The organism is Ferrimonas kyonanensis DSM 18153, assembly GCF_000425405.1.
GTDB lineage: Bacteria > Pseudomonadota > Gammaproteobacteria > Enterobacterales > Shewanellaceae > Ferrimonas > Ferrimonas kyonanensis.
On record NZ_KE384363.1, the window covers coordinates 394520 to 417954 of the forward strand.

Sequence of the window (23435 nt, forward strand, 5' to 3'; positions counted from 1 at the left end):
CCCCATGAGACAAAAAGCCATCACCGTGTTTTATCTGTTATCGGCACTGCTGATTATGGCCAACCTCAGCGCTCAGGTGCAGCGGCAACACGCCTCCAGTGCAGCCACTACACCAGAGCTGCGATTTGTCTACAGCGCCGCCGAGACGCCGAAACAGCACCAACAAAACGAGGCTCTGAAGCACACGGTCAGCGACTTCCTCGACCGCGAGTCTGAACTGCTGGAGTACTACCACCAAGGGCAGCAATAACCTGCCCCTTCCTAGCCATCACCGTGACACCGACAAAGGGAGCCAAACCATGAGCCAAGCCTTACGCCCATACTCACCCCAGTCCCCTGAGCCCACTGCCGAGTTAAGCTCAGTGCCAGCCGCCGCCGGCATCGGTCCGCGTCTGGCCAGGCTGCGCAACCAGTTCGGCTTTGCCGACCTGTGCTACTACTATGACCTGACCACACTGGATCAATGGAGCGTCGGAGGGCTGGAGAAAGCGAAACTCATCAAGAAGATGACCAAAAGGCGCAACCTGTTCACCAGTTCGGTGGCCGCCCGCAAGCTGTGGCAGGATCAGAGCCGCTGTTACCACAGCGCCGAAGAGGATCTGCAGGCGATGTTTGACCGTCCCTGTCATCACTGGAATCTGGGCCCCAGCCAGGGCCCGCTGCGAAAGTCCCTCTACCGCCACGGTTATCAACACAAGCTGACGCTGTCGATTCCCTGCCCGCTGGCAACGGCCATGACCGGTCGCTTTACCCTGCTGTTTGCCAATGGCGACGAGCATCAGCAAACGCTGGACAGCCTGGAAGCGCTGACGGCCGAACTTAGATTGACCAACCTGCAGCTGTCTCTGGACTATTCCCGCGACATTAACCCACTGGTGGATTACAACATCATCAGCCCGGTCTCCGCCTACGTCCTGAAGTTACTGGCACAGGGCCACAGCCGCGACAGCATGGCTCAGACCATGAACCTGACTCTGCGGGGCATCGATTATCACATCGGGGTGCTAAAACAATCGCTTCAAGCCAGCAACATCGCCAATCTAATCGACAAGGGCAACAAGGTCCGACTGCTGTAGGTTACTTGGGGATCGCCACCGCGTGGCGACTCATGCTGCGAAATTCGCTGGGGGTCATGTTGGTGTGATGGCGGAAAAACTTGGTCATATTCGTGGCTTCGACAAAACCGGTGTTGGTGGCGATGGTGCAAATAGACAGGTCGCTGTACGCCAGCAGTCGCTTCAACTCCAGCAAGGTGCGTGAATCCAGCATCTGCTTGGCCGACAAGCCGGCATTGTCCTTGGCCACCTTATTCAACTGTTTGACGCTTTTCCCCATTCTCTGGGCGTAATCGCCGACACTGCGGCTGATCTTAAACCGGGTTTCAATCAGCTCGATGAACTGCCTGAAGGCGGCATCGGCGCTCAATGAGTCCGAGCGGTTGGCTGCCTGGCGCTGATGGCGAACGACGGTTTTCAGCAACACAATCCGCAACAAGCCACGCACAATCTCGGCCTCAAATTCAGGCACCGGCAGCGAGTACTCTCGAAACAACTCCTCAAACAAGGCATCGACGCTGGGGTCGCAATGCTCAATACAGGAGACCTGAGAGTAAGCGTTCACCAACTCCTGCTCGTAGCCGTCATTGACACCATTACCAAACAGATCGTCATCAAAGGTAATCAGATAACCATCGATGTGTTCATTCAGTTCAAAATAATGAACCTGATACTTGGACAGACACAGCAGGGTGCCAGGCTGCAGCTTATACAGCTTGTAATCAATGAAGTGCTCGCCCTCGCCCTCGGTGATGTAGACCAGGGCATTGAACTGAATCCGGTGCGGTAACCGGAACGCATCCCGTTCCCAGGTCTCCAGAAAATTCCGGACTTTGTAGATAGAGAAGTTGATCGGCTTAGGGCCAAACTCTGAACTTACCGATTTAATCTCTGCATCAGCCATTGGAAGGGTCTTTAGCAATAATCACGACCTGAATTATAACAAAAATTCACCAGCGTCAGGACTCAGGCCCCGGTTCTGAGAGCCCGGTCGCGTCCCCACAGACCGCGATCGCCATCAGAGATGGTGGCGTCCTGAGCGCTGCCCGGACAACCCAGATGCCGGCATCGATGACGCCAACCTGGCCACGTCGCCCGCGGTCAATTGATGGCCATAATGACAGGACAATGCCTCGAGATAATGTGCAGGAATACGGCGAGCCTGGCGCAGGCCATACAGGTGACTTAAACGGGTCTGCGTCTTTAGCGCCAATGAAGAGCAAGGAATCCCCCGCCTGGCCAACAACCTGAAAAATGCCCGTCCGTCCATAATGATTCCTGAATTCGCCAAAACACGCCGGCATTATCACCATCGATGATGACAATCCGGTCTCAGAAATACGTCGCGTTTGTCATAATTTACCAGCCATCAAAAAGGCCGCCTTGCGGCGGCCTTGAGGTTAGTACGGTAAGGGCGTTACAGTACCGGCAGGTAGGTCAGAACCTGGCGGTCGCGGCTCACCTGACCGTTCAGCAGTTCTCCAATGGTGGTGCCAGGGAACGGCTCAGTCGCCAGCGAATCCGGATTGGCAACCATCCATGCGTCGATCTCATTGATGCGCCGAATCAGCGCCAGAGCCAGCACGTTCTCTGAAGTGGCTACGTAGTTACGGCCGTTCAGCACGATGCTGGCCTCGGTGGCCAGTGCCGGACCATCCAAATGGATGCCCACGTGTTCACGCCACAGACGGGCTTTCTGCTCGCCGCGATAATCGCTGTCCCAGGAAGCATCCACCACTTGATACAACATCATCTCCAACAGATTACTTCGACCTTTAGGAGCGCCTTGAGACGTTGCAAAACCAAAGAACGATGCCACCGAGTTGGGGTAGCTTGGCAAAGCCTCAATACTGCTGTTAACAAAGTCCGCACCCTGAGGCAGGAACTTCTCCAAGTCATCATTTTGATGACAAGCATCCACTAAGGTCAGTGCATCATTGGCACCAAATCCGATTCCATCGCCCACGGTCATTTCACACAGCATGTCAGTAAACAGAGTATGAACTTCAGGCAAGTCAACAAGCGCATTGTAGGACCGGCCTGAAGTGCTGCGGTTCGTCGTCCGGCTGACCAAGGCACGAACGGCCAACAACTTGTCCGGCCACACTCCCAGCACATCACGCTCGTTGACATAGGGATGATCCGGCGAACTGACCGGTGCCTTTAAACCGTTCAGCAATCGGCCACCCACAACTGCCTCAACAGTCAACTGCGACTGAAACTCAGGCTTGAGTCCACTCCAAACCGCTTGTCCCATCTCGGCAGTCTTGTTGCTCAGATGAGTCAATACTTCTCCGGGTTCCAGCCCCAAAGAGGATCCATACCGTTCTTGGAACTTTGACAAAGACATTGAATCAAAACGTTGCCGACGGCCGTCCTTCCAGTTCAGGAATAGGTCAACGGTTGCGTCTTTTTCTCCCATCAAGGTCAAGAAAAACTCGGCGGCACGTTGCTCAGCCCGACTTGCGGCACAATACCAGGCATCTTCACCTTGAGAAGCCAGTTCCTCGCAATTTTTTACCCAAAAATCGGACGGCAAGTTAAATTTTTCTTCAAGCTCCCCTCGCCGTGCCGAATCTTCGATAAACTGACGAATGTCATTGAACAGCGCTTTTCTCGACAATGCATAGCTTATCGCCTGATCTTCAAACAGAACCTGCCTGTTATGGCGCAAGTTCATGGTTTCGTAGCTGTCCTGATAACGATCAATGTAAAACTGAGCGATCTCATCCAGATCCGCCCCCGCATCACCACGGTTGCAGTTGGAGTTCAGTGACACATGGCCATCAGTACAGAAGGCGTAGGAGCGCAATTCGTTATCCTGAGCCACATTGTAGAGGGCACCAAAACGGGTTTCGCCGTTGACGATGCCGTTTCGCAGTTCCTCGCGACGCTTGTCGTCTTGCACTTTCAGAGACACAAACTCACCAGTTTCAGTTTCCACCTCACGGGCATAACCGAAGCGCAGTGCGGCCAGATCATAGGGTTCAAAGGTGGTGGCGAAGCGGTTGACGTTGTAATCCATCTGGCTGGAGAACTCGGCATTGGCCGTCAGCCCGGGATAACCGGCATCGGCAAACGCTGTTGCCATTGCGGCCAACTGCTCTTTCGTGAAGGCATTATGGCGATCAGTGCTGCCGGAGAAGTTATGCCGCAAGCCAAAGGTATGCCCCAGCTCGTGAGTCAGAGTCCCGGCGAACGCCTGGGCCGCCAGCTTGGTGGTCAGCTCATCCTGCAGCGACACCGGCATCTTCTCAAACGCAATCAGCTTGCCACCGACGCTGCCATCGACCCACAGTTCTGGAGTTTGCCAGTCAATCTCATGCCCTTTGATACCCGCCGGCAATTGCCGAGTAGATCCCCCGGTGGCATAAACGTTATCCACGTGCATCATGGAATGTTCGGACCAATAATCTTGTGTGCTCTGCTCAAACTCCGCCAGCGCGGTAAAGGAGTTGTCCTTTGGCCGGACAGGTAGGGCGGGCGCGCTAACCAGCAAAGCATGTTGTGGCTGCTCGTAAGCCGCTTCTGCTTCGGCAGACACCACCAATTTAGGACTGTCACTGACCTCAGCCGCCTTCTGGTATTCCACTCCTGTTAGCGCTGAGGTGGTATCAGCATCCAGCTTGCCACGGTTGTAGTCCAGGCGTACCTGACGGTAATAACGCACCGCCCCTTGCTTAAGGTTGGAGCTGTATTGGTTCACCCGGGCACTGACGATCTCACCAGTTAGGGGGTTGGCGGCAGACGGGCCGTAGCCGGCCAGACCATTGTCCAGTGGCTCATCAAACAGGGTGATGTTGCTGTATCGCAAGTCACCATGGCGCTTATCGTTTGCCTGCGCCAGCTTCACTTCCGGGAAGCCGGTCTTGAACATAGCGTTTTGCAAGTTGATGGCGGTCACCGACTCATAGGCGGCGTCCAGGAACGGCTTGTTCTTCGGCTCAAAGAAGTTGTTACTCAGATGGTAAGTGACACTCTCCTTGGCCGGATTGAAGCGGTTCATGTAGGTGCGCACGTAACCGTCGACACCGTCGCTGTCGGTGGCATCCCGATAGTTGTGGCTCGAGGTGAAGAAGCCGTAGGTGCCTTTCTCATCTTCACTGTAGGGCAGCGCCTTATAGTCGGCGCTGGCCAACTGATCCACCGCCACGATGGAGATAAACTCGGTGGTGGAGAAGGACAGGTTATCCAGACTGCCACGGTAGAACTGATTGATGCAGCTCATGCTGGCCTGATAGGTGTGTTCAATCTCGAGGTTGAGCACCCCTTTGTCCAGATCCATCTCATAACCCCTCCAGCTGGCATCTTCCAGCAGATGGGGCGTTCCAACCTCCTCGACGCACTCACCAAAGGTAAACAGATCACTGATGTTGAGCTCGGTTATCGTGGTTCCTTCGAACTCTGGCACAAAATAGCGCTTCTGATCCCAGGTCAGGTTGGCGTCCTTGTTCTCCTCCTCGACGTTGATGCACTCCTGCCATTTATCTTCGGTGCACTTAAAGTCGATGTAATTACCAGGAATGGTCAGAACCGGGGCCAAGTTCATGTCGGCATCCCAACGGGTGTCGTGCCCCAAGCCGATGGTATCGCGGTCAATCTGACGAACCTCGATGCCACTGGCATTTCTTCTCAGGGTCACCAGTTTCGGGTCACCCTGAGTGAAGCCCCGAATCGCTGCCGCATAACGGGGCGCCTTGCCGACGCTGCGAATATACAGGTACTGACGCTCCGAGGCCTTATCCAGATCGGCGGTGGCAACCTGCCTTATATCCTTCTCTAACTTATCATAGGGTTCTTCCCCTGCACCACAACCTGACAGCGCAAATACGCTGGTGATGGCCAGGGATAATACTGACTTTCTCATCTTTGCCTCATGCTCATCTGTATTTATAAATATTTGGTAACGGATATATAAAAGGTGGAACTTTTCTTGTTGTAGAGTTCGAACCCTTGATAAGGCCCAATTTCCGGGTTATAGAATCTGCCGCTGTTGTTATGACCGATGGCCACTACGGTCGATGGCATAAACTCCCACCCCAGTTCCTGGGCAAAAGTAAAGGAGTCATCCAAACCTTTGCCATAGTAATTTTGGGCCCAGCGGTAGCGACCGTTGACTTCGATGTACCAGTGTTTCGAGAACTGCCACAGGCCATCGGCCACCAGGTCAAACTGGTGCTCCGTCAATACCTCTTTGCCGGCGGTTTTGTATTTATAGCTGTTGTATTGATACCGGGGAGACAGATAGAAATTCCACGCCTCATCCGGGGTCCAAAACAGGTAAGACGCCAGCCTCGGCGCGTATTCGAGTCGCTGCTTATCGGATAGGCGACTGCCGGGCAGATACACCCCGACACTGCCCTTAACCGACCAGGTATCGTTTATCTGGTGCAGCGGTGTGCGAAACTCAAAGAATGGGTCGTAAAAGCTCGACTCCTGCCCATGCAGGGTTTCCTGCTCACCGCCAACCGTCAGTAGCCATTGGCCAAAGTCGGTTTTATAGCTGACGCGAGCGTCGAAGTTAAACGCCTCAAATGAGTTGATACTCTCTGAGCTGTAGCTGTTTCTGGCGTAACCGGCGCTGACATAGCCCGACCAGCTGGACTGCTGATCCTGCGAGATGTCGTACTCGATGGCCGCCTGGGATCCCCCAGACAGACACAGAGCACTGAGCGCCAGCCACGCCCTGGCCCGACCAGTACAGTTACGTCGACGCAACTGGGCCGGGGACGGTGCTGATTGCATATCATCCAACCTAAAAATTAATTCGAATTATGATTGCTGTATTGGAGAGTTAGTTTTCCAGTCAAAACTGGATAACTAAGAAGGACAGCCTTTTACTGGCTTAATCCAGTCCAAAAGAATGGAGTGTGGATTTTTCGCAGAAAGAGTCGGCTTATTGCAGTGATAAAAATAGCTAACCAAGCCATAAGCAAGGAATATGAAGAGATAAATGGGAACGTCGATTTCCACACTTTGAGACTCATACTCATTGCTCAAGCCTGAACTTGAATACAATACACTTTTTGAAGGTGCATTGGGTTTATTGCATTGAGCCGAAAATCTCTGAGCCCCTTTGAGTTGACCTGATTCTATATCTAAATTACAGGCAGCTAATTTAGCCGTGCCTTGGTCTGCATAATCCGAATAAATAGACAGGCCGGTGAAACTCAAAAGAGTCACCATCAGCACCGCTATAATTATTCGGACGTTTAACAACACCAACACCAACATGTAAATATTTATTGCCACATTTTACTGATGACAATAAAAAGTAAAGGGACCCGAATTCTAATCATGTAAAAAATGACAGATCAAGTAAGCAAAAGTAAGAATTCCGAGAATTGTATACAACAAACTGAAATTTGTGGCTCAGCCTACACTTTTGCCATTAGCAATTTACACCCACCGCCACGCAAACCAACACCGACATCACCAACAGCTCACCAAACCCCAACAATTAACCTTTGTCTTTCTCAGTGTAAACTCACTTTCACCGACCCGATCACGATAACCCCACCAGGCAGGAACACTTTCTTCCAACTCGTTCAGCTTGGCTTCAGCTCTTTCCATCCCCCCAATTCCCACTTACCACTTATGAATAGAACCGAATCATTTGCGCATAAAAAAACGCCTCAAGCAGAACTTGAGGCGTCTTAGGGTCTGTGGGTGTTCTGAGTGGCGTTTAGCGCTCCCAGTACGCCTCTTCCAGGCTGTCCTCACGCTCGGGCAGTGCCCGGGACAAGCGAGGTGAGTGCTGAGCCAGCACTTCGTAACTGACCCGGTTGGCATATTTGCAGATCTGAGCAAACGAGGAGTAGCACAGGCCATCGAAGCGGTGCTTGCTGGAGGTCGGCAGGTTGGTTCTGTGATAGAAGTTGGCCGCCATGTCATGCAGCAGTGCCGACAAGGCGCCGTCACCGGCACCGTTGGTGTTACGAATCTTCTCCGGCCCGCCCATGAACGGGGCGATGTGCGAGAACACCTTCAGTGGCTCGGCGCAATCGCTCTTACGCATCGGACGAGAGAACTCGTAGTGATTGAACTCCGGAATGGAGCCTGGCAGCAGGGTGTGCGACGTCTCGCGCTTGGTCTCTTCGCTGGTGTAACCCGCCATATACAGCCCCGCCGGTCCGGCGGTGCACAGCACCAGATCACACCAGTCCAGCGCCTTCTCACACGCCAGCAAAATGTCTTTTTCGCCGGTCAGCGCTTCTGCCTCTTCCTCGTTCATGGCCAGCACCGTAACGTGCTCGGCAATGAAGGACTGCCACCACTGCGGATCCTCCTCGATCAGGAAGCGGGTTCCCAGCGTCAGCACCACCGGTACGCCCGCCGACTTGGCGTACTCGATGGCCGCCATAGCCGCATCGGTGATGGGATCGCCGCCGGCCCGCATCAGGTAGGCGGTCAACACCAGCGCCGCACCGGACTGAACCAGAGCCTTATCGATGTAATTCGGGGTCAGCTTATCCATGGCACCTTTGGAGATGGCAAAGGTGCGCTCACCACAGTCGGAGATCAGGGTAAAGCAACGGCCGATGGGGCCTTCTACCGGCTCCAGATGGTCCAGATCTACCCGTGAAGAGGTGTTGCACAGATAGCGGTAGGCGTAGCTACCAATCAGAATATTGCGACTCATCACCCCAAACAGCACCGAACGGTCGTCGGCCAGGGTGGAGTAGTTGTGCAGGGTGTTGCCGATGGTGCCACCAGCAAATTCATTGGAGATCAGCGCCCGCTGCTTCAACTCGTCGTACAGAGCATGAGCAGTGGCGTCGTCGATCAGCATCGAGTTGCCCTTTCGCAAACCATGGCGGGCGATGAAGTCATCGTCGACCTTGGCCTCAATGTCCACCAGAGTCTGGTCAATACCGGTGATGTGGGTATGTTTAGGACGAATTACCGGGTTCAATTCATTGGTGAGGGGGTCCCGAGCATCTACCGGAAAGTAGTGCTTGGACTTGCGTTGGCCAGGGAATTTCATTGCGCGTCAACCGTGCTGATAGCGAATCATCCATGCAGTGTAGACCCCGCCTCGCGCCTGCGCGCGCCTTGGCAGGACTGCCCGAATCCGAGACGCAAAGTGCGCCCCGGAATGGCGGGCGATTCTAGCAGTTGACCGTGGCAATTACCAGTTCTGCATCTCCTTCTGAACCAGTTCACTCATCATCGCGATGTGATCCGGCGCCGCATTCAGGCAGGGAATAAAGTGATACGCCTCGCCTCCGGCGGCCAGGAACTCACTCTTACCCTCGATGGCGATCTCCTCCAGAGTTTCCAAGCAGTCCACCGAGAACGCCGGGGTAATGATGTCGATGGCCTTGACGCCCTGCTCAGGTAAGGCTTCCAGGGTCTCATCGGTATAGGGCGTCAGCCACTCCTCTTTGCCAAAGCGGCTCTGGAAACACACCATCCATTGGCCTTCAGACAGGCCCAGCTTGGCCGCCACCAGTTCACCGGTGCGCAGACACTGAGACTGGTAGATGTCCCCTTCCTCTACGAAGCGTTTTGGCACCCCGTGAAACGACATCAGCAGTTTCTGGCCGCGGCCATGCTGATTCCAGTGTGTCTGAATGCTGTTGGCCAGCGCCTCGATGTAGGCGGGGTTATCGTGGTAGTCACGTACCATCCGCAGGTGAGGGAAGGTCCGCATGCCAGCAAACTCGCTGGCAATGGCGTCAAACACGGCGCCAGAGGTGGAACAGGAGTACTGAGGGAACAACGGCAGCAGCACCACTTTGTCGCAGCCCTGCTCCAGCAACTCATCCAGGCCCTGGCGCATCGACGGCGCCCCATAGGTCATTCCCAGAGCAACCGGCACCGCCTGCCCCAAATCTTGTTGCAGGCGCGTTTGCAGTGCCTGCTGCTGTTCACGGGAGATCACCATCAACGGTGAGCCGCCCTCCTGCCACACCGATTGATAGGCCTTGGCCACCTTCTTCGGTCGAAACCGCAGCACAATGCCATTGAGAATCGGCTGCCACTGCCAGCGCGGCAGATCGACTACGCGCGGATCACTGAGAAACTGCTTCAAGAAAGCACGCACGGCGGGGGCGGTCGGGGCCTCAGGCGTGCCGAGGTTAACCAGCAGTACGCCGGTCTTGGTGTTTTGCATATCCCTGATGTCCATCTAGCTGAGAGTGAGTTCGCTGTTATACGAAAGGCATTCAATTCCGTTCAGATTATCACTCTCATATATAACAAAAAAAGCCCGCAAAAGCGGGCTTTTTATCTTAATCACACTTCGCGGCCGACCCCAGTCGACGGCGACTGCAGCTGTTTAAGCCAGCAGGTCCGCAATCTTGGCAGACACATCGGCAACCGCTTCGGTGCCGTCCAGGCGATGGTACTTGTTCAGGCCCGCTTTGGCGGCATCCTGGTAGTAGTCCACCAGTGGTTTGGTCTGCTCGTGGTACACCGCCAGACGCTTACGTACGGTGGTCTCTTCGTCGTCGGCACGGATCACCAGGTCTTCACCAGTGACATCGTCCTTGCCTTCGGTTTTCGGTGGGTTGTACACCACGTGATACACACGGCCGGAACCCGGGTGAACACGACGACCGCTCATGCGCTTCACGATCTCTTCGTCAGCCACATCGATCTCAACCACGTGATCCACCGCCACGCCATTTTCTTTCATTGCATCCGCTTGAGGCAGAGTGCGAGGGAAACCATCCAAAAGGAAACCTTTTGCACAATCGTCCTGAGCGATACGCTCCTTCACCAGACCGATGATGATCTCATCGGAAACCAGCTGACCGGCGTCCATCACCTTTTTGGCTTCCAGACCCAGTGGCGTACCCGCCTTGATGGCGGCTCGCAGCATGTCACCGGTGGAGATCTGCGGAATTCCGTATTTCTCCATCATAAACTGGGCTTGAGTTCCCTTACCGGCGCCCGGCGCTCCCAACAGGATAATGCGCATTGACTGTCCTCTCTTAGTTTCGTTTACCTCTGATCCGGCGATCTTGGCACAGCCATGGCGAGATGTGAAGGGCAGTTAAGGTAGACTTTCGGTTAATTCAGGGCTGAATCAGGCACTAACAAGCGAAAATGATTGAGTTTTATACCTTTACGGTAATTAGGCTCAGTGGCAGGCAGGCATTCAATGGCGCTAAAAACAGGCAAGCCGGTGAATCACCGGCTTGCCGCAGCATGACGTTTTCACGCCATTAATACAACAAGCTGTACAACTTTTTGCGGTATTGATTGGCGATGGGATCGCCCTGCCCCAGGGCATTCACGATGTCCATAAACACTTTGCGAGCCTCACCGTCGGCAACGCTCAGATCCCGTTTCAAAATCACAAACAGAGCAGACAACGCCTCCTCCTGCCGACCGGCTTGATTGTAAGCCACCGCCAGAGCCACCACGGCATTGACGTCGTCCGGGTTTGCATCCAATTTAGCCTGCAAAGCCCGAATTTCTGGCGTATCCGCCGCTTCCAGCGCCAACTCCAGCTGGGCCATCAATGAGGTGTACTGGCCATCCTGATCCGCCAGGGCCACCGTTGCCAGCAACGGCTCGGCATCCGATGCCCGCCCCAGTTGCAGGTAGGTCTCGGCCAAAGCCAGTTTCACTGGCCCGTTGTCCTCCTCCGCCTGAGCCTCGCGCAACAACGGCAGTGCCTCGGCAAACTGCTGCTGCGCCATCAACTGCTGCGCCTGCTCCAACTTGAGTTGCCACAGCTTCGGCAGGTATTTCTCCAGCAGTTGATCCACCATGGCATCGGGTTGAGGCCCGGCAAAACCGTCCACGGTCTGCCCCTGGTTCAGTACCAGCACCGTTGGCAACGCCTGAATGCGGAAGTACTGAGCCAGCTCCATCTGCGCATCGCAATCGACATTGGCCAGCACAAATTGCCCCTGGCGTTCATTGGCTAACTGAGTCAGACGCGCATTGGTGGGGTCACACTCAGGAGCCTGACGGGAGAAGAAATTCAGTACCACTGGCCGGCTCTGAGACGCCTCGACCAATTGCTGAATATTTTGGGCATTCGCTTCGATGATGGATGCTTCCATGTACGGATCCTAAATGGCCGGAGCAGCGCTCCGGCTGTGACTGTCAATATCGGTTATTTGGAGAGTTCCAACCACAGGCTGTTCAGCTGAGTGACGAACTCGGACGGATCGTCCAGGCTGCCACGCTCGGCCAACATTGCCTGAGACAACAGCAGTTCCGCCCACTTACCAAAGCGAGCCTCATCCTGCTCCTGCTCTAACTTAGCGACCAGCGGATGGTCCATATTAAGCTCAAATACCGGTTTTACCTCAGGTACCGGCTGTCCCATGGCCTTCATCATCTTCACCATCTGGCTCGACATGTCGTGCTCGGAGGTGACAATGCAGGACGGAGAGTCGGTCAGGCGTTGAGACAACTTCACCTCTTTCACCTTCTCACCCAGGGCGTCTTTAAAGCGGCTCAGCAGACCTTCATGCTCCTGAGTGGCTTTTTCCAGTTCGGCTTTCTCCTCATCGGAATCGCCCAATTGCAGGTCGCCCTGAGTCACGGAGATGAACTGCTTACCGTCAAACTCGGTCAGGTGGCTCATCAGCCACTCATCGATGCGCTCGGACATCAGCAACACTTCGATGCCTTTCTTGCGCAACAACTCCAGGTGTGGGCTGTTCTTGGCCGCCTGATAACTGTCGGCCACGATGTAGTAGATCTTGTCCTGGCCCTCTTTGGCCCGCTCCAGGTAATCGGTCAGGGACACGGTCTGGGCATCGCTGTCGGTATGGGTAGAGGCAAAACGCAGCAGTTTGGCGATCGCCTCGCGGTTGCTGTAATCCTCTGCCGGCCCCTCTTTCAGGACATTACCGAATTCGTTCCAGAACTTCTGGTACTTGTCGGCGTCGTTCTTGGCCATCCGCTCCAGCATGGTCAGTACCCGCTTGGTCATGGCGGTGCGCAGGCTCTGGGTCACCTTGTTGTCCTGCAGAATCTCACGGGACACGTTCAATGGCAGATCATTGGAATCGAGCAAGCCGCGAACAAAGCGCAGATACTGAGGCATAAACTGCTCGGCATCGTCCATGATAAAGACCCGTTGTACGTACAGCTTGAGGCCGTGCTGGCGATCGCGGTTGAACATATCAAACGGCGCCCGTGACGGGATGTACAGCAAAGAGGTGTACTCCTGCTTGCCTTCAACCTTGTTGTGTACCCAGGTCAGCGGATCTTCAAAATCGTGGGCGATGTGTTTGTAGAACTCCTGATACTCCTGCTCGGAGATGTCAGACTTACCCCGGGTCCACAGCGCCGTGGCCTTGTTGACCGCCTGCCACTGGCCTTCGGTAGCCGCAATGGTCTCGCCATCCTGCTCACGCTCGGGCTCGCCTTCCTGCCACATCTCTACCGGAATGGAGATGTGATCGGAGTACTTACCGATGATGGACTGCAGGCGATGGCCGTCCAGAAACTCTTTTTCGTCATCGCGCAGATGCAGGATGATGTCGGTACCGCGCTGAGGCTTGTCGATGGTGGCCACGGTGAAGTCGCCTTCACCCTGAGATTGCCATTCGACCCCGTCGCTGGCGGCCTGTGATGCGCCTCGAGAGCGCACGGTCACCTTGTCGGCCACAATAAAGGCGGAGTAGAAGCCTACCCCGAACTGTCCGATCAGCTGGGAATCTTTGGCAGAATCACCGGACAATTGGGAGAAAAAGTCAGCGGTGCCAGACTTGGCGATGGTGCCGAGATGCTCAATCACCTCGTCCCGGCTCATGCCGATGCCGTTGTCACTGATGGTCAGGGTTCCGGCGCTGATATCGACGCTCAGGCGAACCTTGAGTTCACCGTCGCCATCGTAGAGGCCGGCATCGGACAAGGCTTTGTAGCGCAGTTTATCGGCGGCGTCGGCGGCGTTAGACACCAGCTCGCGCAAGAAGATTTCCTTGTTGGAATACAGAGAGTGGGTCATCAGCTTCAGCAGCTGAGAGACTTCCGTCTGAAAGCCATGGGTTTCCTGTTGCACGGACATTCTGTTGTTCTCCTAGGGTTCGCTCAATCAATGTCGTCTTACAATCAGATGGGGACGACCAGAGCGAATTCAAGCAATTCCCGGAAGAAATTAGGAGATCAGCCACAGACTGGCGTTTTCATAGACAGCCCGAGACAATGGCACCACCTGCAGTCGCTGGCTGCCGACAGCGATGGAGGTTCCCAGCCGCGAGCATACGGCACCGTTGATGGCCTGATCATGGGCTTTCAACAAACGACAATCGTGCCAACTGTCCTGCAGCTGCAAGCGGCCACGGCTCCAGCAAAACGGCCCACAGGATTCCACCATCCGCTCCATCGCCGCGCTCATGTACACCGGGCTGCGGTCACGACGAACAATGGCCAGGGCGCTGTCGTTGTCGATGTGTTCCGATTGCCATTGACTCAGGCGTTCATGAACCAGATCGGCGATACTCAGGGCCGATTTCATCGCCATTTTCATGTGATCCGACAGCACCCCGAATGCCTGCTGCTCCTGGGCGGTATATTGCCGACAACGGGCGGGCCGGTTCATGGCAAACACCGCCCGGCTTAGGCTGGCATTAAACACCTGGCCAATGGCAAAATCCGCTTCCATCTCGGTGTACCACTTCTTGACCGGGCTCTGTTCCAGCTTTTGGCGCAGACTCATGTCCATGCAGATGCTGGTGTCCGGCAAGGCCCTCGCCTTCTGATAGCAAGGGTCACATTCGATCTGCTCCAGATACTGAAACGCCAAATCATCAATGCCATGAGTGCCGCACAACATATGCAAACCCTGACCGTTTTGACGGGCACTGGATAACAGGACTTTTGAGTTACCAAAGGTGGGAGAGATCTGCTCCAGCAGCGCGCTCCATTGGCCGTCCACAGCACAATCGTACGCTCGCTCGATCAGATCGAAGAGTTTTTCGTCATCCATAACGTCGTCCCCAAACACGCCTCAATCTCAGGGCGCAAACTTCACCAATATTTTTTACATTTATTAACACTCTGTCACAAACAGTGTAGGCAGACAAAAAAAATCCCGCCAGTAACAGCGGGATTTTTTATACGAAAGGTGCGACCTAAGCTTACAGTTCTCGGCGTCCGCTCAGTGACAGTGCCAAGGTGGTACCATCGACGTACTCCAGTTCGCCGCCCACCGGAACCCCGTGGGCAATGCGGCTGACGCGCACCGAGGTGTCTCGGCACATATCGGCAATGTACTGGGCCGTCGCATCCCCCTCGACCGTCGGATTGGTGGCCAGAATCAGCTCCTGAGGGCGTTCTTCCAGCAACAGTTGCTCCAATCGATCCAGACCGATCTCGTCTGGCCCGAGGCCGTCCAAAGGCGACAGGTGTCCCATCAGCACAAAGTAACGGCCGTCGTACTGACCACTGGTCTCAATCGCCAGCACGTCCGCCGGCGATTCCACCACGCAGATCTGCCCGGACTGGGCGCGCTTGGGGTTGTCGCAGACTGGGCACAGCGGCTGCTCGGTGAAGGTTCGGCAACGTTGGCAGTGGCCAACGTCGGCCATCGCTTCCGACAACGCCTGCCCCAGCTTATGGCCGGCGGCGCGATCCCGCTCCAACAACTGAAACGTCATCCGCTGCGCCGAACGCGGCCCAACCCCTGGTAGACACTGCAGGCTTTTGATCAGCTCATCAACGAGTGGACTGAACTTCATTAGAACGGCATTTTGAAGCCAGGAGGCAGGCTCATGCCGCCGGTCAGAGCGCCCATTTTCTCTTTGGAGGTCTCTTCAACGCGGCGGGCTGCATCGTTACAGGCCGCGGCAATCAGGTCTTCCAGCATCTCTTTGTCGTCTTCCATCAGGGAAGGATCGATCTCAACACGGCGAACGCTGTGGCTGCCGGTCATGGTGATTTTAACCATGCCCGCACCGGACTCGCCGGTCACTTCCATGTTGGCGATTTCAGCCTGTGCCTGCTGCATCTTTTCCTGCATCTGCTGGGCCTGCTTCATCAGGTTGCCCATTCCACCTTTACCAAACATATTCGGTTCTCTCTATACTTACTGAGCCACAAAGGGGCTATGTTAACGGATTCAGCTCCGTTGGCGAATACTATTTGTTACTCCGTCCGCTCAGAAACTCAGACTGGATCACTTATTCTCAGCCTGAGTGTAGCTGATGGACTCATCGATTAACTCGGCATCCAGCTCTGCCATCATCCAACTGACGTGGGGATCATCCAGCAGGTTCACCTTGGCCTCGGCCAGGCGCTCTTTATGCAGACGGCGACGAATCTCCAATGGCGTCTCCCGCTGCCGATCCTCACCGACCTCAATCTTAAGCTCGATGGGTGCCTGCCACACCGCCACCATTTTATCGCGGATCTGGCTGACCACAGACTCATGCATTAAATGACGCTGTTCAGGCTTAAGCAACAGGCGAATGGTGTCCCCTTGTCGATCCATCAGCGAGTTAATGGCCAACTGCCTGGCACGGGCCATCACCCCAAGCTCAAAAATCGCCTGGTACCACTGTTGATCGTCGGCGCGGCCGCTGACATCCGCAGCAGCAACGGTGGCGGCCGTCGGTTCGACTTCCGGCTGAGGCACTTCCGACTGAGGCGCTTCCGACTGTGGCACTGAAGGCGGTGGTGCCAATGGCGACACCTCGGTACCGGACTCAACCACAGGCGCCGTGGCAGCCTCAGGGGCCTGAATCGCCGCTGCCGGCGTCGATTCGTTATCCCAGGGCGGCGCCGAATCGGCATTCGACTCCGAAGGCGCCGCCACCGGCTCTGTCACAGGCTCTGGCACCGCATCCATTGGCGGTTGCGACCGGCTGACAGAGGGCTTTGGCGGAATCGGTCTCTGGCTTCGGGGTTCAGCCCCCGCCTGGGGGCTTGGCTTTTTTGACGGGTTATCCTCGGCAGGTCGAGACCGGGCCGCCAGCCGCTCGCGATTGGCCATGGCCCGTTCCAAAAGGCTCATAGGCGATTCGGCGGCCGCTGCCGGTTGCGCTGGTGGCGAGTTCGGCGCATCGTCCCCTACCACTGCGGGCTGTGGCGGCGTCGGGCTCAATGCCTGGGCCTGTAACTCTTCCATCTGTTGCGCCGCCGACATCGGCGCCTCGGCATCGTCATAATCCAAATTGCCATGCAGCTGTTGCGCCTGCATCATCAGCATCTGCTGTTCGGCGGCCAACACCTGCGGATCATCACTGCCCGGCGCCTGCGGCGACGTCGCCGCCGTCCTCAGCTCTGGCTCTGACTCTGGCTCTTGCGCCTGCACGGCGGGCTGGGGGACGGTTTGCGGTGCCGGTTCAACCGACTGCGCCGCAGCAGGTTCAGACTTCGCCTGAGCCTGTGGTGCCTGGGGCTCTGGCCGAGCCGCAGGCGTAACCGGCAATCCGGGCTCCAGAGGTTCAATCTCGGTTACCGGTGAAAATGCCAGTGTGCGCAGCAAGGTCATCTCCAGCCCACTGCGTGGCTCCGGTGCCAAAGGCAGATCCCGGCGACCTTCCGCCAGCATCTGATACCACAGCTGAACCTGCTCCCGGCTCAGGCGGGTAGCCAACTGCAACAACGCCTGCGAATGGGGCTGCAGTTTACTGGCGGTAACCGAAAACTGGGTCATGGCGACGTTGTGCAGCAACTCCAGCAACTGTTTGAGCAGCTCATCGTAATCCGGTGCAAACTGGTCGATCTCGGCCAGAGTCGACATCACCCCCTGCAGATCGCCGGCGACCAAAGCATGCAACAGGTTCAAGCTGTAACTGCTATCCAAAGTGCCGAGCATCGCCTGCACTTCCGCCAGGGCAATACCACCATTGCCATGCGCAATGGCTTGATCGGTGAGGCTCATGGCATCTCGAACACTGCCATCGGCGGCTTGTGCCAACAGGTTCAGCGCCTGAGGTTCAAACGCCACCCCTTCCCCTTTAAGGACGGTCTCCAGGTGAGCGGCGATTTTTTCGCTGGACAGGCTTTTCAGATTGAACTGCAAACAACGGGACAGCACCGTGACCGGCAGCTTTTGCGGATCCGTGGTGGCCAGCAGGAATTTAACGTGCGGTGGCGGCTCTTCCAGTGTCTTCAGCAGGGCATTGAAACTGTGACGAGACAACATGTGTACTTCATCGATCAGGTACACCTTGAAGCGGCCACGGGTCGGTTGGTACTGGACGTTATCCAGAATTTCGCGGGTGTCGTCTACCTTGGTGCGCGATGCCGCATCGATTTCCATCAGGTCGACAAACCGCCCCTGACTGATCTCCTGGCAGGCACTGCAGGTACCACAGGGCGTGGCGGTGATCCCCTGTTCGCAGTTCAACCCCTTGGCAAACAGCCGGGCGATACTGGTTTTCCCCACCCCTCGGGTGCCGGTAAACAGATAGGCATGATGCAGACGATCATGCTCAAGGGCGTTGGTGAGGGCGCGCAACACGTGTTGCTGCCCCACCACCTGCTCGAAATTGGCCGGGCGCCACTTACGCGCCAGAACCTGATATGCCATGGTGATTCCCGTAATCCAGTGGAGGCGGATCGCCTCATCAAGACAGAGAGGTTACCACGGGAGAGCAGGCACAAAAAAGCCGGGCATCAAACCCGGCTTAGCTGACAGACTGTTAATCGCCTTCAAACTCACAGAGTTTGGTAATTGTCAGTCCCAGCGCTTCCAGCTTCTTCTCACCGCCCAGATCCGGCAGAGAGATAACAAAAGCGGAGTGATCAACTTCGCCGCCCAAGGAGCGGATCAGCTTCACGGTTGCTTCGATGGTGCCACCGGTTGCCAGCAGGTCATCGACAACCAACACCTTGTCACCCGGTACGATGGCGTCAACGTGCAGTTCCAGCGTGTCCTGGCCATACTCGAGTTCGTATGACTGGCCGATGGTTTTGCGTGGCAGTTTACCCGGCTTACGTACCGGAACAAAACCCACGCCCAGAGCGATGGCCAAAGGCGCACCGAACAGGAAACCGCGAGCTTCAGTACCGACGATTTTAGTGATACCGGCGTCGCGGAACTCTTCAGCGAACAGTTCAATGGACGCGGTAAAAGCCTCGGCACTCTCCATCATGGAGGTGACGTCACGGAACATGATTCCTGGCTTCGGGTAATCCGGTACGGTTTTGATGCTGTCTTTGATCAGCGTCAGTTTATCTTGGTTCATGGTTACGGCTTTACCATTTCGCCACAATTGTGGCGGCAAAAACACAATAAAAAAGCCCACTTGCTGAAATAAGGTTCAGCAGATGAGCCTTTATGACTACTACCTTTTTCGGCTATAGCTTAAGCAGCTTTCGTTTTGGTTGCAACAGACGGATGTAACATTTCCGCCGCAATTAGTGCTAACTTTTGTTCTGTAAGTGGTTTTTCCAACCATACCGGCACACCACAATCATCCAACTGCTCCATAAAGTCACGGCCACTCTCGGTGGTGAGCAGAACGATGGGAATGCGTTTGTAAGCGGGAATCTCTCTTAACATTCGGGTCAAATGCGCTCCGTCCATCATCGGCATCACCTGATCCGTCACCACGCCGTCGATGGCTTCATTTTTCGCCAGCAACAGCGCCTGCATGCCATTTTCGGCGGTCATTACCATCATCCCGGCCTCGATCAGCGCCTGCTCAATCTTCGCTCGACTGGCGGCGTTGTCGTCCACTACCATGATTCGCTTGGTCATCCTTCGCACCCAACATCAATTATCATGGGCGCATGGTACGAAACCCCATCCAAGGGTGATGTGCTGCCGATCACAGCGGTTGCAGAGATTTCGGCGAAATCTGATTAAGTTTGAAACAACTTCACCGCCAATTCAGCCTAGATTCAGTAGCGGTCGCAAATTACCCCAAGGGTTTGACCACCACCCCACAACGGGCCAACTGCCCCAGCATCTGGATCACACCCTGCTCAATCACGTCGGCAGCAAACTGATCAAACTGCTGCTGCATAGCCTCGATGATCGCCGCCAGAGTCGTCGGTTTGTCCACCGACAACTGAGCCAGCAACGCTACGGTCATGGCATTGACCGCCATAAAGGCAATCTCCAGCTCCGGATTGCGATACACCAGCAGCAGAGTCTCAACCGGTTCCAGCTCACGCTGATGCGCGGCCGCATGTTGAACCGGATAACGGTATTGACCGATTTCGGCGACTTGATTCAACAGCAGCGGTGTGGTCACCAGGTCGTCCTGCACCGATAGCGGTTGCTGATGCTCTGCCTCCGGCATCACATCCAGTTTCAACTCCAGATACTCGTAATGCGCCAGCTCTCTCATATAAGGAGGATCATTCGGCTGCAGTTGTTTCAGCCCATCCAGATAAACCAGGAATTCGGCCGCTATGTCCACAAACAGCGGCGAGTGACTGTCATGGTGAGCGAAAAAACGTTCCCGCAGCGCCTGCCAATCGGACTCGCTGTACAACGACTTCAAAACCGGAAACCCACTGTCGATGAAGCTGCCGACGTTGTTCAGCATCAGCTCCCGGTAGACCGCCATCCGCGGAGCCGGAACCCGCTGCGGCGCCGGTTGCTGGGGATCACGAATGTGGGCCATAAACTCCTGCTGCAACGCTTTAAAATCGATCATGCGCTCTGTTTCACTCCTTTAACGTCGGCGGCAATCTCGTGGATGCGATCAATTTCACCCACCAACTCCGAGGTTTTCGGCAGGTTAAAGTCCCGCTCAAGCAGGGTGGGGTGAATGCCGTGAAGCTGGTAGGCCCTCTGCAACAGTCCCCACACCGGGTCATTCACCGGCGCCCCATGGGTGTCCACCAGAAAATCATCCGCCTCCTTATAATGCCCCGCCACATGATAATACGCGGTACGACTGCCATCGATCCCTTGCAGAAACTCATCGGCATCGTAATTGTGGTTAATGCTATTCACATAGATGTTGTTCACGTCCAGCAGCAGTTTGCAGTCTGCTCGTTTGAGCACTTCATTGATGAAGGTCACCTCCTCCATCTCAGCCCCGGGCTCGGCGTAGTAGGAGACATTTTCGATGATCAACGGCCGCTCGATGATCTCTTGCACGGTCCGAATGCGGGCCGCAACGTGATCCACCGCCTCTTCGGTGAAAGGGATCGGCATCAGATCGTACATGTGAGCATTGCCTGAGCAGTAACTCAAATGCTCGGAATACAGGTCGATGCCATGGGTATCGAGAAAGCGCTTCACCTGTTTGACAAACTCGATGTCCAAAGGCGCCGGGGCACCGATGGACAACGACAGGCCGTGACACACAAAGGGGTACTGCTCGGTCAGCGAACGAAACTTGCGTGCCAACCTGGGAGGCACCTTGAGCCAGTTCTCTGGAGCCACCTCCAAAAAATTGATGGATGACGGCAGGCCCTCGGTCACAAACTCCTCAACCATCTCTCGCTTTAATCCAAGCCCGGCCCCTGAGATCATCGCCTTTCTCCTCATTGCTGTTCACGTTACTGCGGTGTGATTGTTTGAGATTGCTCGCCATTGCGCACTGAAGTTTTCTCGGCTCCAATCTTCAATGGCGATGAATCTGATTCTGGACACCGGATAGCAGTGAGGCTGACTCACGCCAGCCTCACTCGGTGTGTCAGAGCATCTGTATGGCGTTAGGCTGCGCCACCGCACTTGCCTTCACCACACTTACCTTCGCCGGCTTTCTTTTCGCCGCCGCACTTGCCTTCACCACACTTACCTTCGCCGGCTTTCTTTTCACCGCCGCACTTACCTTCACCACATTTCCCTTCGCCGGCTTTCTTTTCGCCGCCGCACTTGCCTTCACCGCATTTCCCTTCGCCGGCTTTCTTTTCGCCGCCGCATTTGCCTTCGCCGCATTTCCCTTCGCCGGCTTTCTTTTCACCGCCGCACTTACCTTCGCCACACTTACCCTCTTTGTGCTTGTCACCATCCAACTGGTAACCAGAGGTCAGTTCTTGAGCGGCAAACGGGTTCGCATCGGCGGCATTCGCGGCCATGGCAGTACCAGCAACACACAGGCCCAACGCTGCTGCAACAGTGGTTTTTTTCATTGAATTCATCTTAATACCCTTCCTTTCATATCTCGGATGCTTAAACCATTGTTAACCCAGCGTCGTATTTCGCTGGCTTACGATAAGAGACCCAGCCACATCAGGATCTATTTCACAATATAACAACTTTTTTTGATCTTGCTGCTTTATTAATCAAGAAACTCCTGTTAGGGATGCTGAAAATGGCCATAACTGCTACACTCCCGCGCCTGAGTTTTAATCCGTTTTGATGGTCATGAGAGTCGTATTAGCACCAATGGAAGGGGTCATGGACCCATTGATGCGCCAGGTTTTCACCGAGATTGGTGGCTATGACCTGTGCGTCACCGAATTTGTCCGGGTGGTAAATCAATGCCTTCCTGAAAAAGTGTATCGTCGACTGTGCCCTGAACTGGCCCAGGGGGGCGCCACACTGGCCGGCACCCCGGTGCGGGTTCAGTTGCTGGGGCAATCCCCTGAGTGGATGGCGGAAAATGCCGCCTTTGCCTCAGAACTGGGCTCTCCGGGCATTGATCTTAATTTTGGCTGTCCAGCTAAATCCGTGAATCGCTCCAATGGCGGCGCGGTAATGCTGAAAACTCCGGAACAGCTGCACCAGGTAGTGAAAGCGGTGCGCGCCGCGGTACCGACCCACTTGCCCGTTACCGCGAAAGTACGCCTCGGCTGGGACAGTTGCGACAACGCCATGGAAATTGCCGATGCCGCTGCCAGCGGCGGCGCCGACGAATTGGCCATTCACGCCCGCACCAAGGCCGACGGCTATCGGGCCGAGCGAATCAACTGGGCACGGATTAAGCCCATCGCCCAGGCCCTGTCGATTCCTGTGGTCGCTAATGGTGAGATCTGGAACCGACAAGATGCCCTCAACTGCCTCGACCAGAGTGGCTGCCAGGACATCATGCTGGGTCGCGGCGCCCTGGCGGTGCCCAACCTGGCGAAAGTGGTCCGGGGAGAACAGGCTCGGTACGACTGGCACCAGGTGGTGGCGTTGATGGCCAATTACGCTCAACGGGAAATCGATGGCGAGAAATGGATCTATTTCCCCAATCGAATCAAGCAGTGGCTGCGTTATATCATCATGCAGTACCCGGAAGCCGAACCCTTTTTCTGCCAGTTACGGGTACTAAGGGACGTTGATGAGATCATCGCCACCCTATATAAAGAGGAAGAACGGGCTCAGCGCGCCCTCGCCTGAGTCCCGTCACCAAACTCAATAACGCCTCTATATATAGAGGCGTTTTTTTATCTTTCCTCAAACCCGTCGCCCTTGCGAACGCGAGGGCCACCTCCTCCATCCAGTCACCCTTACAAACGCGAGGGTCCAGTGGCTTTGGGTTGATTGTGAAAAAAAGACACTGGGTACCCGCCTACGCGGGCACGACAGAGGGATGATTAAAGTGCGAAGGTAACGAACGA

The 23435-nt window shown here is 55.4% G+C and carries 21 protein-coding genes; 3 read left to right on the top strand and 18 right to left on the bottom strand.

Features of this window, described 5'->3' with window-relative positions; all coding sequences use genetic code 11:
* Positions 1-4 precede the first annotated feature (4 nt).
* Positions 5-250 carry a hypothetical protein gene (locus H598_RS0115315; RefSeq protein ID WP_028113778.1) on the top strand — a complete coding sequence of 82 codons (246 nt, stop codon included), beginning with the start codon at positions 5-7 and terminating at the stop codon, positions 248-250.
* 49 nt (positions 251-299) lie between these two features.
* Entirely contained in the window at positions 300-1076 is a 777-nt protein-coding gene (locus H598_RS0115320) for a helix-turn-helix transcriptional regulator (RefSeq protein WP_028113779.1), read from the top strand.
* Position 1077: 1 nt separating this feature from the next.
* On the opposite strand, the gene H598_RS0115325 is transcribed toward H598_RS0115320, so the two are convergent.
* The 18 genes from H598_RS0115325 to H598_RS0115405 form a co-directional block, all read right to left on the bottom strand.
* The gene (locus H598_RS0115325) at positions 1078-1959 is read right to left on the bottom strand and encodes an AraC family transcriptional regulator (RefSeq protein WP_035415971.1); all 882 of its coding nucleotides are present in this window, start codon (positions 1957-1959) and stop codon (positions 1078-1080) included.
* 513 nt (positions 1960-2472) lie between these two features.
* Positions 2473-5922 carry a zinc-dependent metalloprotease gene (locus H598_RS0115330; RefSeq protein ID WP_028113781.1) on the bottom strand — a complete coding sequence of 1150 codons (3450 nt, stop codon included), beginning with the start codon at positions 5920-5922 and terminating at the stop codon, positions 2473-2475.
* Positions 5923-5945: 23 nt separating this feature from the next.
* Positions 5946-6800 (bottom strand): hypothetical protein, encoded by an 855-nt coding sequence (locus tag H598_RS24615; protein WP_051252771.1) that lies wholly within the window; start codon positions 6798-6800, stop codon positions 5946-5948.
* Positions 6801-6875: 75 nt separating this feature from the next.
* A complete protein-coding gene (locus H598_RS26625) occupies positions 6876-7307 on the bottom strand; it encodes a hypothetical protein (protein ID WP_156897071.1) in 432 nt (143 codons plus the stop codon).
* A gap of 433 nt (positions 7308-7740) precedes the next feature.
* Positions 7741-9042, bottom strand: coding sequence for an inosine/guanosine kinase (locus H598_RS0115340; protein ID WP_028113782.1), 1302 nt, complete (start codon positions 9040-9042; stop codon positions 7741-7743).
* 144 nt (positions 9043-9186) lie between these two features.
* The gene (gene hemH / locus H598_RS0115345) at positions 9187-10173 is read right to left on the bottom strand and encodes a ferrochelatase (protein WP_028113783.1); all 987 of its coding nucleotides are present in this window, start codon (positions 10171-10173) and stop codon (positions 9187-9189) included.
* Between the two features lie 165 nt (positions 10174-10338).
* The gene (adk, locus tag H598_RS0115350; RefSeq protein ID WP_028113784.1) at positions 10339-10983 is read right to left on the bottom strand and encodes an adenylate kinase; all 645 of its coding nucleotides are present in this window, start codon (positions 10981-10983) and stop codon (positions 10339-10341) included.
* A gap of 247 nt (positions 10984-11230) precedes the next feature.
* Complete coding sequence (locus tag H598_RS0115355; RefSeq protein ID WP_028113785.1) at positions 11231-12079, bottom strand: co-chaperone YbbN; 849 nt, start codon at positions 12077-12079, stop codon at positions 11231-11233.
* Between the two features lie 53 nt (positions 12080-12132).
* Positions 12133-14040: a molecular chaperone HtpG gene (gene htpG, locus H598_RS0115360; RefSeq protein ID WP_028113786.1), complete on the bottom strand. Its 1908-nt coding sequence runs from the start codon at positions 14038-14040 to the stop codon at positions 12133-12135.
* Between the two features lie 90 nt (positions 14041-14130).
* On the bottom strand, positions 14131-14961 hold the full coding sequence (locus H598_RS0115365; protein WP_028113787.1) for a hypothetical protein: 831 nt from the start codon (positions 14959-14961) through the stop codon (positions 14131-14133).
* Positions 14962-15112: 151 nt separating this feature from the next.
* Positions 15113-15712: a recombination mediator RecR gene (gene recR / locus H598_RS0115370; RefSeq protein WP_028113788.1), complete on the bottom strand. Its 600-nt coding sequence runs from the start codon at positions 15710-15712 to the stop codon at positions 15113-15115.
* Positions 15712-16041 (bottom strand): YbaB/EbfC family nucleoid-associated protein, encoded by a 330-nt coding sequence (locus H598_RS0115375; RefSeq protein ID WP_028113789.1) that lies wholly within the window; start codon positions 16039-16041, stop codon positions 15712-15714. The genes recR and H598_RS0115375 overlap by 1 nt, the downstream gene beginning before the upstream one ends.
* 108 nt (positions 16042-16149) lie before the next feature.
* Positions 16150-18510 carry a DNA polymerase III subunit gamma/tau gene (gene dnaX / locus H598_RS0115380; RefSeq protein WP_028113790.1) on the bottom strand — a complete coding sequence of 787 codons (2361 nt, stop codon included), beginning with the start codon at positions 18508-18510 and terminating at the stop codon, positions 16150-16152.
* 112 nt (positions 18511-18622) lie between these two features.
* Positions 18623-19168: an adenine phosphoribosyltransferase gene (gene apt / locus H598_RS0115385; protein WP_028113791.1), complete on the bottom strand. Its 546-nt coding sequence runs from the start codon at positions 19166-19168 to the stop codon at positions 18623-18625.
* Positions 19169-19287: 119 nt separating this feature from the next.
* On the bottom strand, positions 19288-19683 hold the full coding sequence (locus H598_RS24620) for a response regulator (protein ID WP_051252772.1): 396 nt from the start codon (positions 19681-19683) through the stop codon (positions 19288-19290).
* A gap of 160 nt (positions 19684-19843) precedes the next feature.
* Entirely contained in the window at positions 19844-20590 is a 747-nt protein-coding gene (locus tag H598_RS0115395) for an HvfC family RiPP maturation protein (RefSeq protein ID WP_051252773.1), read from the bottom strand.
* Positions 20587-21417, bottom strand: coding sequence for an HvfB family MNIO-type RiPP peptide maturase (locus H598_RS0115400; RefSeq protein ID WP_245595606.1), 831 nt, complete (start codon positions 21415-21417; stop codon positions 20587-20589). The genes H598_RS0115395 and H598_RS0115400 overlap by 4 nt, the downstream gene beginning before the upstream one ends.
* Before the next feature lie 182 nt (positions 21418-21599).
* Entirely contained in the window at positions 21600-22028 is a 429-nt protein-coding gene (locus tag H598_RS0115405; protein ID WP_028113794.1) for an HvfA family oxazolone/thioamide-modified RiPP metallophore, read from the bottom strand.
* A 226-nt stretch (positions 22029-22254) separates the two neighbouring features.
* Here H598_RS0115405 and dusC point away from each other — a divergent pair, with 226 nt between their 5' ends.
* Positions 22255-23214, top strand: a complete 960-nt coding sequence (dusC, locus tag H598_RS0115410; protein ID WP_028113795.1) for a tRNA dihydrouridine(16) synthase DusC — start codon at positions 22255-22257, stop codon at positions 23212-23214.
* The last annotated feature ends 221 nt before the right edge of the window (positions 23215-23435 follow it).

Excerpts from the sequence above, each read along its gene's own strand:
- dusC (WP_028113795.1), top strand. The coding sequence starts at position 22,255 with ATGAGAGTCGTATTAGCACCAATGGAAGGGGTCATGGACCCATTGATG.
- H598_RS0115340 (WP_028113782.1), bottom strand. The coding sequence starts at position 9,042 with ATGAAATTCCCTGGCCAACGCAAGTCCAAGCACTACTTTCCGGTAGAT.
- H598_RS0115315 (WP_028113778.1), top strand. The coding sequence starts at position 5 with ATGAGACAAAAAGCCATCACCGTGTTTTATCTGTTATCGGCACTGCTG.
- recR (WP_028113788.1), bottom strand. The coding sequence starts at position 15,712 with ATGAAGTTCAGTCCACTCGTTGATGAGCTGATCAAAAGCCTGCAGTGT.
- H598_RS0115400 (WP_245595606.1), bottom strand. The coding sequence starts at position 21,417 with ATGATCTCAGGGGCCGGGCTTGGATTAAAGCGAGAGATGGTTGAGGAG.
- H598_RS0115330 (WP_028113781.1), bottom strand. The coding sequence starts at position 5,922 with ATGAGAAAGTCAGTATTATCCCTGGCCATCACCAGCGTATTTGCGCTG.
- H598_RS0115375 (WP_028113789.1), bottom strand. The coding sequence starts at position 16,041 with ATGTTTGGTAAAGGTGGAATGGGCAACCTGATGAAGCAGGCCCAGCAG.
- H598_RS0115320 (WP_028113779.1), top strand. The coding sequence starts at position 300 with ATGAGCCAAGCCTTACGCCCATACTCACCCCAGTCCCCTGAGCCCACT.
- H598_RS0115405 (WP_028113794.1), bottom strand. The coding sequence starts at position 22,028 with ATGAATTCAATGAAAAAAACCACTGTTGCAGCAGCGTTGGGCCTGTGT.
- H598_RS0115395 (WP_051252773.1), bottom strand. The coding sequence starts at position 20,590 with ATGATCGATTTTAAAGCGTTGCAGCAGGAGTTTATGGCCCACATTCGT.
- htpG (WP_028113786.1), bottom strand. The coding sequence starts at position 14,040 with ATGTCCGTGCAACAGGAAACCCATGGCTTTCAGACGGAAGTCTCTCAG.
- H598_RS24620 (WP_051252772.1), bottom strand. The coding sequence starts at position 19,683 with ATGACCAAGCGAATCATGGTAGTGGACGACAACGCCGCCAGTCGAGCG.
- H598_RS24615 (WP_051252771.1), bottom strand. The coding sequence starts at position 6,800 with ATGCAATCAGCACCGTCCCCGGCCCAGTTGCGTCGACGTAACTGTACT.
- H598_RS0115355 (WP_028113785.1), bottom strand. The coding sequence starts at position 12,079 with ATGGAAGCATCCATCATCGAAGCGAATGCCCAAAATATTCAGCAATTG.
- H598_RS0115325 (WP_035415971.1), bottom strand. The coding sequence starts at position 1,959 with ATGGCTGATGCAGAGATTAAATCGGTAAGTTCAGAGTTTGGCCCTAAG.
- H598_RS0115365 (WP_028113787.1), bottom strand. The coding sequence starts at position 14,961 with ATGGATGACGAAAAACTCTTCGATCTGATCGAGCGAGCGTACGATTGT.
- apt (WP_028113791.1), bottom strand. The coding sequence starts at position 19,168 with ATGAACCAAGATAAACTGACGCTGATCAAAGACAGCATCAAAACCGTA.
- hemH (WP_028113783.1), bottom strand. The coding sequence starts at position 10,173 with ATGCAAAACACCAAGACCGGCGTACTGCTGGTTAACCTCGGCACGCCT.
- adk (WP_028113784.1), bottom strand. The coding sequence starts at position 10,983 with ATGCGCATTATCCTGTTGGGAGCGCCGGGCGCCGGTAAGGGAACTCAA.
- dnaX (WP_028113790.1), bottom strand. The coding sequence starts at position 18,510 with ATGGCATATCAGGTTCTGGCGCGTAAGTGGCGCCCGGCCAATTTCGAG.